The 17,255-nt window shown below is 69.1% G+C and carries 14 protein-coding genes and 3 pseudogenes; 10 read left to right on the top strand and 7 right to left on the bottom strand.

The annotated features are described in order from the left end of the window. Positions 1-2 precede the first annotated feature (2 nt). On the bottom strand, positions 3-635 hold the full coding sequence (locus tag B141_RS0104265; RefSeq protein ID WP_020573936.1) for a pyridoxamine 5'-phosphate oxidase family protein: 633 nt from the start codon (positions 633-635) through the stop codon (positions 3-5). A 374-nt stretch (positions 636-1,009) separates the two neighbouring features. Between B141_RS0104265 and B141_RS52675 the strand changes: the two are divergent. Then, a pseudogene (locus B141_RS52675) lies at positions 1,010-1,489 on the top strand (DUF222 domain-containing protein); the annotation flags it as partial. A 31-nt stretch (positions 1,490-1,520) separates the two neighbouring features. After that, positions 1,521-2,306 (top strand): HNH endonuclease signature motif containing protein, encoded by a 786-nt coding sequence (locus B141_RS51210; protein ID WP_020573935.1) that lies wholly within the window; start codon positions 1,521-1,523, stop codon positions 2,304-2,306. 60 nt (positions 2,307-2,366) lie between these two features. On the opposite strand, the gene B141_RS38810 is transcribed toward B141_RS51210, so the two are convergent. The 3 genes and pseudogenes from B141_RS38810 to B141_RS0104245 all read right to left on the bottom strand — a co-directional run. Further along, positions 2,367-3,302 carry a 1-phosphofructokinase family hexose kinase gene (locus B141_RS38810; protein ID WP_020573934.1) on the bottom strand — a complete coding sequence of 312 codons (936 nt, stop codon included), beginning with the start codon at positions 3,300-3,302 and terminating at the stop codon, positions 2,367-2,369. Further along, positions 3,299-4,075 carry a DeoR/GlpR family DNA-binding transcription regulator gene (locus B141_RS0104250; RefSeq protein ID WP_237742610.1) on the bottom strand — a complete coding sequence of 259 codons (777 nt, stop codon included), beginning with the start codon at positions 4,073-4,075 and terminating at the stop codon, positions 3,299-3,301. Before B141_RS0104250 ends, B141_RS38810 begins: the two co-directional genes overlap by 4 nt. A gap of 206 nt (positions 4,076-4,281) precedes the next feature. Further along, positions 4,282-5,469, bottom strand: a pseudogene (locus B141_RS0104245) (RNA-guided endonuclease InsQ/TnpB family protein); the annotation flags it as partial. 186 nt (positions 5,470-5,655) lie between these two features. Between B141_RS0104245 and B141_RS0104240 the strand changes: the two are divergent. From B141_RS0104240 to B141_RS0104230, 3 genes are all read left to right on the top strand, one after another. Next, the gene (locus B141_RS0104240; protein ID WP_020573931.1) at positions 5,656-6,714 is read left to right on the top strand and encodes an NAD(P)-dependent alcohol dehydrogenase; all 1,059 of its coding nucleotides are present in this window, start codon (positions 5,656-5,658) and stop codon (positions 6,712-6,714) included. 46 nt (positions 6,715-6,760) lie between these two features. Beyond that, positions 6,761-7,756: a zinc-dependent alcohol dehydrogenase family protein gene (locus B141_RS0104235; protein ID WP_020573930.1), complete on the top strand. Its 996-nt coding sequence runs from the start codon at positions 6,761-6,763 to the stop codon at positions 7,754-7,756. 114 nt (positions 7,757-7,870) lie between these two features. Continuing rightward, complete coding sequence (locus B141_RS0104230) at positions 7,871-8,107, top strand: hypothetical protein (protein WP_020573929.1); 237 nt, start codon at positions 7,871-7,873, stop codon at positions 8,105-8,107. Positions 8,108-8,296: 189 nt separating this feature from the next. On the opposite strand, the gene B141_RS0104225 is transcribed toward B141_RS0104230, so the two are convergent. Continuing rightward, on the bottom strand, positions 8,297-10,834 hold the full coding sequence (locus tag B141_RS0104225) for a glycoside hydrolase family 2 protein (RefSeq protein WP_020573928.1): 2,538 nt from the start codon (positions 10,832-10,834) through the stop codon (positions 8,297-8,299). Between the two features lie 125 nt (positions 10,835-10,959). On the opposite strand from B141_RS0104225, the gene B141_RS0104220 reads away from it, so the two are divergent. Beyond that, positions 10,960-11,964 (top strand): hypothetical protein, encoded by a 1,005-nt coding sequence (locus tag B141_RS0104220; protein WP_020573927.1) that lies wholly within the window; start codon positions 10,960-10,962, stop codon positions 11,962-11,964. After that, positions 11,961-12,344 (top strand): GntR family transcriptional regulator, encoded by a 384-nt coding sequence (locus tag B141_RS0104215; protein WP_020573926.1) that lies wholly within the window; start codon positions 11,961-11,963, stop codon positions 12,342-12,344. Before B141_RS0104220 ends, B141_RS0104215 begins: the two co-directional genes overlap by 4 nt. A gap of 3 nt (positions 12,345-12,347) precedes the next feature. Here the strand turns inward: B141_RS0104215 and B141_RS0104210 are convergent, their stop codons facing one another. Beyond that, positions 12,348-12,617 carry a hypothetical protein gene (locus B141_RS0104210; protein WP_020573925.1) on the bottom strand — a complete coding sequence of 90 codons (270 nt, stop codon included), beginning with the start codon at positions 12,615-12,617 and terminating at the stop codon, positions 12,348-12,350. Between the two features lie 7 nt (positions 12,618-12,624). On the opposite strand from B141_RS0104210, the gene B141_RS0104205 reads away from it, so the two are divergent. Then, entirely contained in the window at positions 12,625-12,852 is a 228-nt protein-coding gene (locus B141_RS0104205) for a hypothetical protein (protein ID WP_157180780.1), read from the top strand. Positions 12,853-13,011: 159 nt separating this feature from the next. Here B141_RS0104205 and B141_RS52670 read toward each other — a convergent pair. Next, positions 13,012-13,134: pseudogene (locus tag B141_RS52670) on the bottom strand (nucleotidyltransferase domain-containing protein); the annotation flags it as partial. A 113-nt stretch (positions 13,135-13,247) separates the two neighbouring features. Between B141_RS52670 and B141_RS0104195 the strand changes: the two are divergent. After that, a complete protein-coding gene (locus B141_RS0104195) occupies positions 13,248-14,129 on the top strand; it encodes a serine hydrolase (protein ID WP_020573922.1) in 882 nt (293 codons plus the stop codon). 233 nt (positions 14,130-14,362) lie between these two features. After that, on the top strand, positions 14,363-17,248 hold the full coding sequence (gene lanL, locus B141_RS38805) for a class IV lanthionine synthetase LanL (RefSeq protein WP_020573921.1): 2,886 nt from the start codon (positions 14,363-14,365) through the stop codon (positions 17,246-17,248). Positions 17,249-17,255: the final 7 nt, after the last annotated feature.

The raw sequence follows: 17,255 nt of genomic DNA, 5'->3' as shown, positions 1-17,255 counted from the left end.
TCTCAGCCGTAGAGGCGTTCGGCGTACTGCGGGCCGTAGTAACGCTCGAGATCCTCAAGGCTCTCGTCCTTGCGGTCGAGAGCCTTGGAGATCCGGGCCCGAGACGGCACCGCCTCGGTGTCCCAGGTCTCCGGCTTCCACAACGCCGATCGCAGGAACGCCTTCGAGCAGTGGTGAAAGACCTCGTCGATCTCGACGACGAGCGCGAGTTGCGGCCGGTGGCCCTTGACGACCATCTGGTCAAAGAAGGGCGCGTCCCGCACCAGGCGGGCGCGGCCGTTGATTCGCAGGGTGTCACTTCGACCGGGGAGGATGTAGAGCAGGCCGACGTGTGGATTGGCCAGGATGTTGTGGAAGCCGTCGACGCGCCGGTTTCCGGGACGGTCGGGGATCGCGATCGTGGTGTCGTCAAGCACCAACGTGAAGCCGGCCGGGTCACCCTTGGGCGAGACGTCGCACGAACCATCCGCACCCGCCGTCGCCATCAGGCAGAACGGCGACTGTGCCAACCACTGCTTGTCAAGCTCGTGAAGGTACGTACGGACCTTGGTCGCGGCGTTCGGCTGGACCGGGCCCACCAGCTCCCGGAGTTCGCTTTCGGAGGTGATCTCCACCATGCCGTCGACCTGTGCCATCTCGCCCTCCCCTTACGCGAACCTCAGCGTTGATCCTACGGCACCCAGGGGTCAGCTGACTCAGAGCCGAACGCGGCGGCAGCGCTCCCAGCCGGCCCCACTTCCGTGATCATGATCTCGTTCATGGAGGGTTTCGGGACGTATTACCCTTTCTGCCTTCATGATCATGGAACGCGGGCCTGGCGGTGGGGCGGTGGGCGGTGGGCGGCTGGCATCGCGAGGCGTGCCGTTTTGGGTCGGGGGCACCCTTGTACGGCTCTATTGGCCAAGGGTGCCCCCGACCCAAAACGATGGCCCTGACGGATGGCGGATGCCCTTGTTTTGTTGGGCTTTCGGGACCGGGTCTTGTCGGTGGTCGCCGCTAGTGTTCGGGTATGGATTCGACCTCGGCGGACACGGGCCGGCACCGGTTCTCGGTGCTGGTGGAGCGGATACGTGCCCGCCTCGCTGAGGAGTCCGGTGCACTGTTCTGGTCGACTCCCGGCCAGGAACTGATCGACCTCCTGGTCAGTCTCGAAGCGGTCAAGGCCCAGCTCGACGCGCTCCAACTTCAGGTGATCCGCGAGGCGGACCGGCAAGACCTCGGCCGCACAGCCGGAGCGACCAGTACGGCCGCCTTGTTGTCGTCGCTGCTGCGGATGCGTCCCGAACACGCGCGGGCGGCGGTGAAGCTGGCCAACGATCTCGACACCGCCCTCCCGCTCGTGCAGCTTGCGTTGAACGCAGGCGAGATCAGCGCCGACCACGCACGCGTGATCGCGAAAGCGATCAGAGACCTGCCCAAAGAAGCCGGCCAGGAAACACGCGCCGAAGCCGAACAGGTCCTGGTCGAACACGCCCGCGTCTTCGACCCGAAAGACCTGGCCGGGCCTAGGCAAAGCCGTCTTGAACGCGGTCGACCCAGACCTGGCCGACAAGGTGCTTGCGAAGAAGCTCGCCGAAGAAGAAGCCAAGGCTGCCCGGCGGTGCGAACTGTCGCTGTACGACGCCCCAGACGGATCCGGCACCCACATCCGCGGGAAGCTCGACCCGATCGCGGCCGACCGATTCCGCACCGCCATCGAACCCCTCTCCAAACCGCTCCCCACCACCGCGGACGGGCTGGACCCCCGAAGCGCCGCCCAACGCAGAGGCAAAGCGCTCGACGAACTCATCCGCCGCTACCTCGACTCCGGGGAGTCCCCGTCGCAGGGTGGGGAGAAGCCGCACATCGTTGTGACGATCACCGACGAGGATCTGGGGAAGGGCACCGGGTTGGGACGGCTGCTGCGTACCGGCACCTACGTATCGGCACGCACGGTTCAGGAGTGGGCATGCGACGCCAAAGTCAGCTGGTTCGGCATCCGCGACGGCGAGGTCGCCCTCTGCGACGGCACCAGATTCTTCACCGGACGCCTCCGCAAACTCCTCGAACTACGAGACCGAGGCTGTGCGTTCCCCGGCTGCGACCGCCCACCAGCCTGGTGCCACGGCCACCACCTCAAATCCTGGCTCAACGGCGGACCCACCACCCTCGCCAACGGCACCCTCCTGTGCGGTTATCACCACCGCCTGATCCACCAAGGAGCCTGGAAAGTCCAGGTTGCGGCGGACGGCATACCCGAATTCACCCCACCCGAATGGATCGACCCCAACCGCAACCCCAACCGCAACCACCGACTCCGAACCTGACAGACCAGGAGCAGCAGAACTTCACCCGCCACCGGCCGGCGCGGCGGCACCCACGATGCGTCAGACCGCGCGGGACAGGTCGGGCCGTGGGTGAACCACGACCGAACGCCGGTCGTCCGGCGTGATCGGACGGGCCAGGCTGCGCTGTGACCGTACCGCCGCCGTGCCCCATGCGACCGCCTCCCGAACGCACGCGGCCCGGTCCCCCGCGCCGGCGAGGAACCCCGCGAGCAGGTTGTCGCCGGCCCCCACGCTGCTGCGTACCAGCACGGGCCCGCGTACCTCGGCATGCACCGGAGACTCGCCGTCGACCAGCACCGCGCCCGCGGACCCGAGGCTCACCAGCACCGCACCGCCGGTCGTGCCCCGGACCTCCTCTGCCGCCGCGATCACGTCGCCAAGAGTCGGCAGCGGCATCCTCGCCAACTCGGTGAGCTCGTCGAGGTTGGGCTTGACCAACCGGGGTTGCCCGTCCAGGCCGCGCCGCAACGCGTCCCCGCTGGTGTCCAGGACGAACCACCCGCCGGCGTGGCGTACCCGCGCACCCAACTCGGCGTAGAAGTCCGCGGCGACCGCGCCGGGCAGGCTCCCCGAGGCGACCACCCGATCGTTACGCCCCATCGTCGCGAGCACCGCCTCGACGAGCGCCTCGGCTTCGCCCCACGACAGCGCCGGGCCAGGTTCGTTGACCTTGGTGACGACACCTCCGCGGGTGGCGATGGAGATGTTGACCCGGACCGAGCCGGCGATGGGAACGGCGACGTAACTCACGCCCTCGTCATCGAGCAGGGAACGCAGCTGGCCGCCCTCCGCTCCACCAATCGGGAGAACCGCCGTCGACCGGACACCGTTGGCGGCCAGCGCCCTTGTGACGTTCACGCCCTTGCCACTGGGCTCGACATGGTGCGCCCGCGCGCGGTTGACGTCACCGAGCGCAAGGGTGGGTAGCTCGAGGGTACGGTCGATGCTGGGGTTCGGGGTGACCGTGATGATCACGCCCGGACCACCGCGGGTCCGCAGGACTCGATCTCGGCGACGGTGTCGTCGTCCACCTCGCTACCGGTTACCACGACGTCGAGCTCCTCGATACTGGCGAAGCGGCAGAAGCTGTCCCGACCGAACTTCGAGTGGTCGGCCAGCAGTACGCGTCTCTTACCGGCCCGCACCATAGCGGCCTTGACCGCGGCCTCGGTCGGCAGCGGCGTGGTGAGTCCGCGGGCGACACTCAGACCGTTCGTCCCGAGGAACGCCACCTCCACGGAGATGTCCTCCAGCTGCCGCCGGGCCCAGTCGTCGATCGTGCTGTGCGTCCGGGCGCGGACGAGACCGCCCAGGCTCCACACGGCGAGGTTCGGCTTGCCGGCGAGCAGCATGGCGATCGGCAGGGAGTTGGTGAGCACCGTGAGTTCGCGGTCGGTCGGCAGTCGCCGGGCGAGGGCTTCCGGAGTGGAGCCGCTGTCGAAGAGGATCGCCCCTTCGTCGGGCACCTCGGCCAGCGCGGCCGTGGCGATCCGGAGCTTCTCCGCGGTGCGTTGCTCCCGCCGGGTGGCGAGCTTCGGCTCGTAGTCCAGGCGTTCGACCGGGATCGCCCCACCGTGCACCCGCTTGAGCAGGCCGCGGCGTTCGAGGACGGTGAGGTCGCGGCGCACGGTCTCCTGGGTGACGTGCAGCTCCCCGGCCAGCCCCGCGACGTCGACCCGGCCCGCGGCACGCGCGCGGCTCAGGATCTCGAGCTGGCGTTCCTCGGCGTACATTTCCTGCCCGATCATTTCCGGCTCTGCCCGGCGCGGAGCTATCGGGCCAAGAATGGCAGCGCGATCGCGCGTTCCACAAGGAGTCCCCATCTTTGTTTCGCTCTGAATTTGACCGATTCTCTTGACTTACCTCAGTTGCTCATCCCGATCCGACGCCGCCGGTGGCTCGTCGCTGGACTGGTGACGGCGGAGCGGTGACAGGAGATTGACTTCTCCCCTCCCTAAAGGGAGGGGATTCTCGCCCTCGCGGGAGAGGTTTCCTGCTTCACAGCCGACTGCGGAAGGGCGGACCCTTGCCGTCTGACACCGGCTCCACAGGCATCACCCGGACCGCTCCGGGCTACGGCTTGACCAGCCGCAAGGATGTTCTTCGCCGCGTTGATGTCCCGGTCGTGCCGGGCGCGGCATCTCGGGCACGTCCAGTGCCGGGTGGAAAGGCTCAGCTCGGCGAGCAGGTTCCCACAGCTGGAGCAGGTCTTGGAGGACGGGTACCAACGGTCGATCACCACGAGGCGGCGTCCCGCACGTTCGCACTTGTACTCGAGCTGGCGCCGAAACTCGCCCCATCCCGCGTCACTGACGGAACGGGCGAGGAGCCGGTTCTTCACCATGCCGGACACGTTGAGGTCTTCGATCACGATCGTGTCAGCCTTGCGGACCAGGGCGCTGCTAGTGCGGTGCAGGAAGCCAGTGCGGGCGTTGCGGTGGGCGCGGGCGACTTTCCTCTTCGCCTTGCGCCGGTTCACGCTCCCGCGTTGGCAGCGGGCCATACGCCGCTGGTACCGGGCGAGGTTGCGTGCCCTACGTTCCAGCATCCGGGGGTTGGCGATCCGCTCCCCGTCCGAAGTGACGGCGAAGTCCTTCAGGCCCAGGTCGACGCCGATGGCGTGCCCGGCCTCCTCCAGAGGTTCGGGCGCTCCGGCGTCGACCGCAAATGTCACGTACCAGCGGCCGTCTGGGTCCCGAGAGATCACCACCGTGGTCGGATTAAGCGCGGCTACATCCACGTCATCCCATGTCCACACGAACCGCAAAGGGCTGGAAGTCTTAGCGACGAACAGCTTGCCGTCACGCATGCGGAACGCCGAGCGGGCGTAGTGCGCGGACTGCCGGGCGTTGCGGTTCTTGAACCGCGGGTACCGAGCCCGACCGACGAAGAAGTTCGCGAAGGCGGTGTGCTGATGCCGCAACGTCTGCTGCAACGGCACGGAAGAGACCTCGGACAGGAACGCCAGATCCTCGGTCTTCTTCCACACCGTCAGGGCTGCGTCGGTCTCCCTGTAGGAGGTCTTTTTGCCCTCGGCGTGCCAGGCGCGGTGCCGCTCAGCGAGCGTCTTGTTCCACACCAAGCGCACACACCCGAACGTACGGCTGAACATTGCCGATTGTTCGGGGTCCGGGTATGCCCGGCACTTGTACGCGCCGTCCTCATGATCCGCAGCTTACATACCGTATGGAGCTGTGTAAGGCTTCTGGCAGGCAGACAGCGAACTCCGTTCTGGGACCGCCCGGCTTCGCCGGACTGCTCCGTGCGGAGTCCGAATTCCTCCCCGGTCTGAAGACCGGGGCCTCCTTCGGAGAATCAGGTGACCTCGATGACGTCCGACTCGGTGTCCTCGACGATGCGGGTTCCGACCACCATGCGCGCCGCGGTCCTGCGCGGGGTGAAGGATCTGGTGCTCGAGGAGCGGCCGGTGCCGACGCCCGGGCCGCGGGAGGTGCTGATTCAGGTACGCGCGGTGGGCGTGTGTGGGTCTGACGTCCATTACTACCAGCACGGCCGGATCGGCGACTTCGTCGTCAACGCGCCCCTTGTACTCGGTCACGAGGCGAGCGGTGTCGTCGTCGCGTGCGGTCCGGACGTGACTCGGCACTCGCCCGGGCAGCGGGTGTCCCTCGAGCCGGGCGTCCCCTGTTTCACCTGCACCCAGTGCCGGCTCGGGCGCTACAACCTCTGCCCGGCCATGCGGTTCTTCGCGACGCCGCCGATTGACGGGGCGTTCTGTGAGTACGTCGTCCTGCACGAGGAGTTCGCGCACGCGGTGCCCGACACGCTCTCCGACGACGCCGCCGCGCTCCTCGAACCCCTTTCGGTCGGGGTGTGGAGCGCCCGCAAGGCACGGATCGCGCCCGGCACCCGGGTACTCATCACCGGGGCTGGACCGATCGGCCTCGTCGCGTTGCAGACCGCTCGGGCGTTCGGTGCGAGTGAGGTGGTGGTCACCGACGTACGCCCGCACCGCCTTGCCCTGGCTCGCGAACTCGGCGCCACCGCGACCGTCGACGTGAGTACGACATCCCTGGCCGAGGCGGGCGTGGAGGCGGACGTCCTGATCGAGTGCTCGGGCCATCCACCCGCGATCGGCGGGGCGATCCGGCGGGTCGGGCGGGCCGGACGCGTGGTGCTGGTCGGCATGGGCGGTGACGAGATCCCGCTGCCGCTGGCGCACGTGCAGGGGTACGAGATCGAGGTGACCGGGACCTTCCGGTACGCCAACACCTGGCCGGCCGCGATCGCGCTGGCCGCCTCGGGTCAGGTTGACCTCGACCGCCTGGTCTCCCACCACTTCGGTCTCGCTGACAGCGAGCGTTCCCTCACGGCGGCCGTCGAGGACGCCACCACCATCAAGCCGGTCGTCCGGCCTCAGGAATGATCGACGCGTAAAGGGCCGTCATGTACGCGAGAGAAGGGGATTCACGGTGAAGGCTGCCGTCATCAGCGCACCCGGCGAGGTCAGTGTCGAGAGCGTTCCCGACCCGACGCCCGGGCCGCGCGACGTGGTCGTGAAGGTTGCCGCCTGCGGGCTGTGCGGCACCGACCTGCACATCCTCGAGGGCGAGTTCGCACCCACCCTGCCGGTGGTGCCCGGCCATGAGTTCGCCGGCGAGGTCGTCGCGGTCGGCTCGGGCGTCACCGAGGTACGGGCCGGCGACCAGGTAGCCGTCGACCCGTCCCTGCACTGCGGCGAGTGCCACTACTGTCGCCGGGCACGCGGCAACCTCTGCGAGAACTGGGCGGCGATCGGGGTCACCACGTCGGGCGGCGCGGCGGAGTACGCTCTCGCCCCGGTCAAGAACTGCTACCGGCTCCCCGAGGGCATCTCCACCGCCGACGCCGCGCTGATCGAGCCGCTCTCCTGCGCGGTCCGCGGCTTCGACGTACTCCCCCGCATCCTCGCCGACCACTACCTCATCTACGGCGCCGGCACGATGGGGCTGATGATGATGGAGCTGGCCAAGCGGTCGGGCGCGGGCAGTGTCAGCGTCGTCGACCTCAACCCCGCTCGGCTCGAGACCGCGCGCGAGCTGGGGTGCTCGGCGACCGCGACCAGTGCGGACGACCTGGCGGGCGCCTACCCGCGTGGCTGGGACGTCGTGATCGACTGCACCGGAGTCGCGGCGGCGATCCGTGACGGGCTCACCCGCGTCGGCCGGGGTGGGACCTTCCTGCAGTTCGGCGTCGCCAACTACGACGCGCGGGTCGAGATCGCGCCGTACACGATCTACAACCAGGAGATCACCATCACCGGCTCGATGGCGGTGCTGCACAGCTTCGAACGCGCCGGTGACCTCTTCGTCAACGGCGTACTCCGGCCCGAGGTGATGATCAGCGACCGGTTCCCGCTGGCTGACTACGCCACCGCCCTCGCGCAGTTCAAGGCTGGAGTCGGCCGCAAGATCCAGGTCATCCCCTGACCCAACGGCCGCACCTCGTTACCTCGAAGGCACCGCACGTGATGATCTTCGCTGGTACCGTCCGGCAGTAGGCGCGTGAGAAACCACCGCAGTCCCTACTACGGAGGTAAACCAATGGCATTCACGGGCATCAGAAAGGTCGCCGCCGTCGGCGCGGTCGCGGCGGGACTCGTGGCCATGACACCGGCCGCGGCGAACGCCGGGATCTACACGTGGAAGTTCTACAAGACCTACCCCACGTCGGCCGAGTGCCACGCAGCCGGTCAGGAGTTCGTTACCAGCGGAGAGGCGGACACCTACCGCTGCACCGGGACGTCCGCAAGCGACCTCTACGTCGGCTACATCTGGTAGGAGCCGGCAAGAAGCGGGTGGAGGGCTGCCGATCCCCCCGGGCACCGACAGCCCTCCGCCGCGCCGCGATCGAGAGTGCCGGACAGGGGCTAACAATCGGCTTACGGCCACCTTCGCGTCGCCCCACCACTCACGCAGTTGTCATAGGTTTCTCGGCCAAGAGGCCGAGAAACCTATGACAGCTTGGGGTTACCCCCTTCGTGGGGGGATGCCGTTGGCGCAGCGGAGCACCGGCGCGCCACTCACCTCTTCGACCGTCAAGGGTCGGTTGACACCCTCGACCCGGAACGTCTGGCTCTCCCCCGGCAGCAGGGTGACCAGCATGTCGTCGACGCTGGCGGCGGGATCAAGCCGGTCGGCGAAGAGCGCGAGATCGCGCACCAGCGTCCGGGCAGTCACCTGGACCTCCTGCGCGGACCCAGCGGGCCTGACCTCCACCTCGAACTCCGGCGCGGGGTAGTCGAGATCCTTGTCCTCGGCGTAGAACCAGGTGGTACGACGATCCCCGGCGGTAACGACCAACATCTCGAGGTCGGCACCGGTCGTGCCCGCCACGTCGACCGGGATCCGGACCGACGCCGCCTCGCGGGCCGCCACCTCGACCGTGGTCGTCCACTGCGCGAAGACCTCGCCGGTGAAGGTCCGGCGTTCGACGACCACGTCAGTCGCCCAGCTCTCCACGCTGTCGTTGACCGCCACGAACGCGAGGCCACCGTCGCGCGGCTGGACGGTGAGCAGGCGCTCGTCGTAGACCTTGCGCAGGGCGTACCACAGCGGCTTGCGCCGCGCGTCACCGTCGACCGCCGCCCAGGAGGTCACCGGCCAGCAGTCGTTCAGCTGCCACACCACGGTCCCCATGCAGCGCCCCCGGTGGGACCGGAAGTGCTCGATGCCGACGGTCAACGCCCTGGCCTGGTTGAGCTGGGTGAGCCAGTGCCAGTCCTCCACCGTGGCCGGCTCGGCGAAGTGCGCCGCGAGTCCCTTGGCGAGTTTCGTGTTGCCGTCGGTGGCCTTCTGGTGGCTGAGGACGCCCGGCGAGTCCGGCGCGAGTGGGTCGTCGTGAACGGCGCGGGTGAGGGTCGCCCAGGTCGGCGGGCCCTGGTAACCGAACTCCGCGACGAACCGCGGGACGTAGGCGCGGTAGAGCGTGTAGTCCTCGGCGTTCCACACGTCCCAGACGTGCTTGCAACCGTAGTCATCAGCGTTCGGATGGATGTCGAACGAACCGGAGTACGGGCTGCCGGGCCAGTACGGCCGCGTCGGGTCGATCTCGCTGACGATGCGCGGCAGCAGGTCGACGTAGTAGCCCTTCCCCCACGTGCGGTCGCCGACCGTGGGCTGCCAACCCCAGTCGAACCAACCCCAGATGTTCTCGTTGTTGCCGTTCCACAGGACGAGGCTCGGATGCGGCATCAGGCGGGCGACGTTCTCCCGCGCCTCGGCCTCGACCTCGTCCGCGAGCGGTGACTCTTCGGGGTAGGCGGCGCAGGCGAAGAGGAAGTCCTGCCAGACAAGAATGCCGAGTTCGTCGGCCGCGTCGTAGAACTCCTCCTTCTCGTACAGCCCGCCACCCCACACCCGGAGCAGGTCCATGTTCGCGTCTTTTGCCTGCTGGAGCCGCGCGCGGTAGCGGTCGGCGCCGACCCGGCTGGGGAAACAGTCGTCAGGAATCCAGTTGGCGCCGCGGGCGAAGATCGGTACGCCGTTGACGACGATGGTGAACGCCGATCCGGTCCCTGACTCGTCAGGGGTGGTGTCAAGCTCGACCTGACGGAAGCCGATCCGCCTCGACCAGGCATCAAGTGCGGCTCCCCCGGCGTCAGTCAGATCCACCTCGAGGTCGTACAACGGCTGCTCGCCGTACCCGTGCGGCCACCACAGCGCCGGATCCGCGACCTCGAGCTCCAGCGTGCCGGTCGTCTCGCCGGCTGCGATGTCAACCGTGGCTTGCACGCCTGCGACCCGGGCGGTGAGCTTGACCGGAGCAGCCGGCGATCCGCCGTTCGATCCTTCGACATCGACGAGGACCTCGACGGTGCCGACACCCTCGCCCACCTGGACCAGCGGCCGGACGCGGGCCAGCCGGGCAGCGTTCCAGCTGTGCAACCTGATCGGCTTCCAGATGCCCGCCGTGACCAGGACGGGTCCCCAGTCCCAGCCGAAGTTGCAGGCCATCTTGCGGATGAAGTTGAACGGCTCGGGGGTCGCGGAGTTGGGACCTGGCAGGTCGCCGAGTCGGTCCCGCATCTTCTCGGCGTACTCCTGCGCTGATCCGAAGGTCACGACCAGTTCGTTGTCGCCGTCGCGCAGGGCCGAGCGCGCATCGAAACGGTAGGACCGGTGCATGTTCTGGGCCGTGCCAAGCTGGACGCCATTGAGCTCGACCGTCGCCACGGTGTCGAGCCCGTCGCAGACGAGATCCATGCGGTCGTGGTCGCCGGCCCGCCACTCGAACGTCGTGGCGTAACGCCAGCGGGTACGCCCGATCCAGCGCAGGTCATGCTCGTTGCGGTCGAGATAGGGATCGGGTATCAGGCTCGAGTCGAGCAGGTCGGTGTGCACGCAGCCGGGCACCGTCGCCGGCACCAGCGCCGACGCGACCGCACTCGGCACTCCCTCCGCGTCACCCGCCACGCTCAGCACCCAGCCGTCGTGCAGATCGCGCCACTCGCCCATGTCCTTCTCCCTGCGCCCTGTCGGCTTCACCGCACCATGCTGGTACGTCATTGGTACGTCGGTACGTCGACCGGGCCTACCTTCCCGCACTGGCCACGGTGACACCCACGCTGGGTACTTGCGCGCCGGTGTCGGCCAGCGCATTATTGTGTCAACTGGTCGATACAAAAGGGGGGATGGCGGTGCCCGCTATCGGCATGACAGAGCTGGTGATGGTCGGCATCTTCGGACTGCTCGTCGCGATCTTCGTGGTCAGGGCGCTCAGACCCACCCCGAAGCGCGGTCAGGCGGTCCTGCGCGTGTGGGGTATTCCGGAGCCCACCCAGGCCCAGGGCGAAGCAGCGGCGGGTTATCTCCGTGAGCGTCGTCGGTTGTACCCGGTCGTCCTGCTCGTGGTCACGGTGGGTATCGCCGGCGCCTTCGCTCTGGCTGGCCAACCAGTCGAGGACTGGGGCGGCGGTGTCCTCGGCGCTGTGATCGCCACCCTCCTTCTGGCCGAACTCGTCGCGATGCTCCGCCGGCCGAAGCAGCCCACCCGGGTCGCGCTGCTGGTACGGCGGAGCCTTCGGGATCTCGTTCCCAGGCTGGGTCTGGTCGTGTACGGACTGGTGGCGGCACTCGGACTCGCGGCTGCCGCCACCGCCCTCTCCGCCCAGGCGTGGGCCCATCGCATAGGCGCGTGGCACACCCGTCACGCCGACCTGATCGGGCCCAACAGTCCAATCGGAGTCGAGAGCCTTGGTCGACCACCCCAGGGTTGGGGGCCAGTGTGGCTTGCTCTCTGCATGCTCCTTCTCGTCGTCGGTGCGACCGGCGCGGTTGTGTGGCTCACTCTCGCGCGAGGTCCGATCGACTCCGATCCGCAGGTGGACTCGGCACTTCGGATCCGGACCGCTCGGGTGGCGGTCGGTGTCAGCATGGTGCTGATTGTCGGGCTGTACCAAAGGCTGTACGAACGGGTCTTCCTCATCGCCGGCTTTCATGGCGATCCCGACGGAACGTCGCTGGCGAGGCTCCCTGACGTACTCATCGGGGACTTCCCTCCCCCGCCCGGCTGGCTCCCCATCGCCAATATCGCTCTAGGCTACGTCGCGATGTTCTTGTTCCTCGGGGCGCTCGTGTCTTGGGCGGCGCTGATGATGCCGTTCCGCCGGCTGCGGCTTGTGGAGGCGAGCAGGTGACCGCAGCATCCCGGATCGTCGTCGACGTCGGCAGCGGCGTCCCGCCCTGGCGACAGGTCCGCGACCAGATCATCGGGCTGGTCGAACGCGGCCAGCTACCCATCGGCGCCAAGCTGCCCGCGATCCGCCAACTGGCGGGCGATCTCGGTTTGGCACCCGGCACCGTGGCCCGGGCGTACAAGGAACTCGAAGCAGACGGCATCCTCGAAACCGCCCGCCGGCATGGCACCGTCGTCGCGGCCGCTCCGGCTGGCGCCGCGGATCCGCTCCGGACCGCCGCCGAGGAGTACGTCAGGACGGCCCGCGATCTGGGCGTCGACGTGCGCACCGCGACGGCCATGGTGCAAAGGATCTACGACCGCCCCGAAACCTCAGGTTGACAGTCACGCCCGGAAGTCGACGCCCAGGTTGTGCTGCAGGTGCGCGATGGTGGCGTCCTCGAAGGGCTGCGGCCACGTCGCGCCGGTGCGTACGGCAAGTGCCTTCCCGCGACGGGTGAACTCCCGGGTGAGTACGCGAACGGCGTCGCTGATGGCGGCGGTCGAGGTCGCCGCGGCCGGGATGGCTTCGAGGAATGCTCGTTGCTCCTCTGACAGGAAGGGGTTGAGCCGCTTGTTGCCGCCGGAGCGGTGGATGCCGCGCTCGGCCAGCATCAGCTGGATGAGGCAGTTGCGAAGCGTCGATGCCGCCGTGCGCGACCACGAGCTCGCGACGTCCGAAGGTCACCACAAGATTGCCGAGGAAGTAGAAGTAGTGGTTGACCGCCGACGTGGGGAAGTACGGCTCGCCCTGCGCCGGCGCACGCGGCACCACGTCCGTCGGGAGCAGTTCGCCGGTGGAGTCGTACAACAGGCTGAGGCCACGCACCTCTCGCGGGTCGAACTCTGAGCGCGGGTGAAGGATCAGGTCGAGGTGCAGCCAGTCCTCGGTGAGGGCCACCCCGCCCAGGAGGCCGGGCAAAGCATCAGCGAGCACCAGCGGGCCGGCGATCCGGGTGGCGACCTCAGACCAGTGCCGCCGGAACCACTCCACGCTCTCGTCCGTGATCAGGCAGTGCAGGTCGACATCGCTGTAGGCGTCGGCTTCTCCGGTCGCGAAGCTGCCGATGAGCCAGGCGGCAAGGATCCGGTCATCCGCGGCGACTATGGCCCGCGCGCGTTCGATGAGCATCCGCTGCGGCTCGTCGCTGACCTTCATGACGTCAGACCTTGCCACATTGTGCTTGGCGCAAGGTTGCGTCGCGGCTTGTTGGGTTGTCGCGCCCCTGGGGCAGACTGTCCGCCGTGACCGAACTCCGCCAGACGGCCCCGGCCCTGCACGCCCTGGAGCCCTCGCTCGCCCCGATCCCTGGCACCGTCTCGGTGTGGTGCGGCCGGCCCGGCAGCCCACCGGCGTACTCCCGTGACCCCCACGCGACCCACTACGCCGCGAGCACGATGAAGGCGGCCGTCATGGCGGCGGCCTACCGGCTCGCCGAGCTTGGTCAACTCGACCTTGACGCCGAGGTCCCGGTCCACGACGAGTTCGCGTCGGCGATCGGCGGAGGCGCCACTTACCACTCGACCGCCGACTACGACAGCGACCCCGAACCCTGGGACCGGCTCGGCCAGAAGGCACCCCTGCGCTGGCTGATCCGCCGAATGATCGTCCGGTCGAGCAACCTCGCCACGAACCTCGTCCTCGAGCAGACCGGTCTCGCCCCCGTCGCCGAGGTGTGGGCGCTGGCCGGAGCGCAGCGGTCGATCGTCGCCCGTGGCATCCAGGATTACGTGGCCGACGAGGCCGGCCGGTCCAACCTTGTCACCGCAGCGGACCTCGCCGCGCTCCTCACCGCGATCCAGGTCGGAGCGGCCGGCGCGAGTAGCCCCGACGGGAGGCCGGCGCTCGCGTCGGCCTCCGCCTGCCAGGAAATGCTGGACGTGCTTCTTGCCCAGGAGATGGACCAGGATGTCGTCCAGGGTCTCCCGGCGGGTACGCCGGTGGCACACAAGAACGGCTGGGTCGAGGGCGTCCGGCACAGCGCCGCGCTGATCCTGTCGGGCGATGCTCCGGCGTACGTCCTGGTGACCTGCGTGAGCGCGCCGCTCGACGAGGCAGCGGGGTGCGCGGTCGTCGCTCGCGTGGCTGCCGCGAGTTGGGCGGACCGGCACACGTTCGACAGCTGAATCGAGCCGCTTACCCGGCCGACGATGTCGCTAATCGTGATCAAACCGATTCACAAAGATATGCCAATGCCATTGCGCACCTTCGTGCACTGTTGGTAGTCGTATGTGCACGAACAGTGTGCAAGACACCAGCAGAGGGGGCATCTGTGGGTGGCGCACCACACGACGGCACGGACCTTCGCTCACGGGACGGTGGCCAACGACGGCCACGCGACGTCCGTTAGGTGTGCGCGATGACGATGCACCGAGAGGGTGTGACGCCAGTGCCGCACAAGGGCGATCTGGCCGCCATCGTGTACCACCTGCTCGCGTGCACCAAGGGCCGGCGGTGGCGGGTCCGCACGGGTACGCGGTGGCACACGGCTCTCCCTCCGGAGACCGGCGGCCTGTCCTCAGAACACCACCATCGACGCCAGGGCTGGCAGATCCAGCTCTCGGCCACACCGAGATCCGCCGAAACTCTGGTCACCCGGGTCGTCCCCATCCTTCGCGACCACCAGGTGCCGTTCACGTTCGCACCCACGTCAGAGGTCGTTCGCTGGCTTGGTAGCCGGGCCTGTGGCCGCGTCGACGCCGGCAAGGTCCTCACCGCGTACCCACGTGACGACCTCGGGTTCATCCGGCTTGCCCGGGAACTCTCCGCCGCCACCCGGGGCCTCGCCGGACCACGCATCCTCTCCGCACGCCAGTCCCAGCCGGGAAGTGTCGTGCACTACGGGTACGGCAGCTTCGACGGCGACCGCGACGGCTTCGACACGCTCGACAACGACGGCCTCGCCCGCAAGCTTCTCGTCGCTCCCGACGGCACGACGGTGTACGAACGCCGCGAGCCGTGGTTCACCCCGGCCCCGTGGGCACCGGCGCCGCCAGCCGACGACGAACGCGCCGCCGCGGTGCCGCCGAGCTACGACCGGGCAGCGGTGCGGCTCCACGATCGTTACGTCGTACGCCAGGCGCTGGCGCACGGTGCTACCGGTGGCACCTACCTCGCGCGCGAGGAGCGGGCGGGTACGACCCCTGGTCCGGACGTGGTGATCAAGCATGCCCGGGCCCACACCGACACCGACCCCGACGGTGCTGACGCGCGGACCCGGCTGCTGGACGAGGCGCACCTGCTGCGCCTGATGGACCAACGGCTGCCGACTCCACGGCCATTCGGCGTCTTCGCCCAGGCCGGTGACCTCTTCCTCGTCGAGGAACGCCTCGCCGGCCAATCCCTGCGGCACTGGGTCGGACACCAGACGGGCGCCGGCGCCGGCGTACCCCTGGAGCCGGCCCTCGCCATGGCCCGACGGCTGCGCGACCTGATCGCCCGCGCCCACCAGGCTGGCCTCGTCCTGCGCGGCCTCGATCCGGCGAGCATCCTCGTCACCGCCGACGGCTACCCAGTGCTCACAGGCCTACGTGCCGCCGCACCGATCGGACAGCCTGGCCGCCGGCCCCATCCCTCCAGCTACACCGCACCCGAACTCCATGCCGGCCAGCTGCCGATCGCTGCGGCCACCGCCGAGGACGCGTACACCCTCGGCGCCCTGATGTTCCTGCTTGCCACGGGGAACGATCCGGTGCTTCCGGACGACGACCCGCTCGATGCCCGTCCGGCACGCGAACGACTCGCCGCCTGGCTTGCCATCGTCGCCCGCTACGGCGACTCGGCCAGAGCGCTCGGTCCGGCGATCATGACCCTGCTGGCCGACCACCCGCGCGAACGCGGCGACCTGGCGCTGGTCGAGCGGCTCCTGGCCGCCGAGGAACCCCGGCCCGCCGGTCTCGCGGCCGGCCAGCCGACCGGCGAGGAGTTGCTCGCCGACGGTCTGGAGCACCTGATGGCCACGATGCGCCCCGACGACGAGCGCCTGTGGCGGCCCGGCACGTACGGCGCGAGGACCGACTCCCGCAACGTCCAGCACGGTGCCGCCGGCGTGCTCGCGGTTCTCCTGCGTGCGCACGCCAGCGGCGAGCCGTCCGACGTTCCGTGGGGTGCCGTCGACGCGGCCGCGCGGAAGGCGGCCGGCTGGTTGTCTGACCGCTGCGAACGCGGGGACCGGGTCCTGCCCGGCCTTCACTTCGGGCGCGCCGGCGTGGCATGGGTGCTCGCGGACGCGGCCGTCGCGCTCGGAGAGCCGCACCTGCTCGAGCAGGCCGAGCGTCTCGCGCTGGCGCTGCCCACCAGCTGGCCCAATCCCGACATCGCGCACGGGCTGGCCGGCGCCGCCCTCACCCACCTCCACGTGGGCCAACTCGCCGGTCATCGCGGTGATGCCGAAGACCGAGGCGACGCCCGCCGGCGAGACGCCCGCCGGGGAGATGCGGGCCGCCGCGGGGACGGGCCCTACCTCGAACGAGCGGCTGAGTACGCCGCGGCCCTGCGAGCGGCGGCGGTGCCCGGCGCGAACGGACCCACCTGGCCGATTCCCGCGACCTTCGACTCACAGTTGGCCGGTGCCACCCACTACGGCTTCGCGCACGGCGTCGCCGGCATCGGCTACGCCCTCCTCGCTCTGGGCACGGCGCTCGGCGAGCAGGCGTACGTCGACCTGGCGAGTGAGGCTGGGTACACGCTGTGCCGCGCGGCGCGTACCGACGACGGCGGCGCGGCCTGGTGGCCGGTTGGCCCGGCAGACGCCACCCGCCTGCCGCACTGGTGCAGTGGTTCGTCCGGTGTCGGGACCTTCCTGCTCCGACTGTTTGCCGTAACCGGTGAGCAACGCTTCGGCGAGTACGCCCGCGCGGCGGCGGGTGCCGTCCATCGCGCGCGCTGGCAGTCTTCCCCGGCCGTGTGCCATGGCCTGGCCGGCGACGGCGAATTCCTCCTCGACGCCGCCGAGATCCTCGCCGACCCGACCTACCGCGCCTGGGCGGAGGACCTGGTGCCGCTGATCGCCGTACGGCACTGCCGGATGGGCGGGCGAGCGCTGATCCCTGACGAGACCCTGCGGTCCGTGGTCGCGGACTACAACGTCGGCCTGTCGGGAGTGCTGGCGTACCTCATGCGGCTGCGGTACGGCGGCGCCCGACTCTTCCTCGTCGACGACCTGTTCATCGAGGAAGCCCAGGCCGAGCCCCGAACCCTCCCCGCCGACTGGCGACCGGACCCGCACGTACGTGGCGTGGGGTAGCGTCCTG

Source organism: Actinopolymorpha alba DSM 45243 (assembly GCF_000373925.1).
GTDB classification, from domain to species: Bacteria; Actinomycetota; Actinomycetes; order Propionibacteriales; family Actinopolymorphaceae; genus Actinopolymorpha; species Actinopolymorpha alba.
This window is presented reverse-complemented; position numbering and strand designations above follow the sequence as displayed.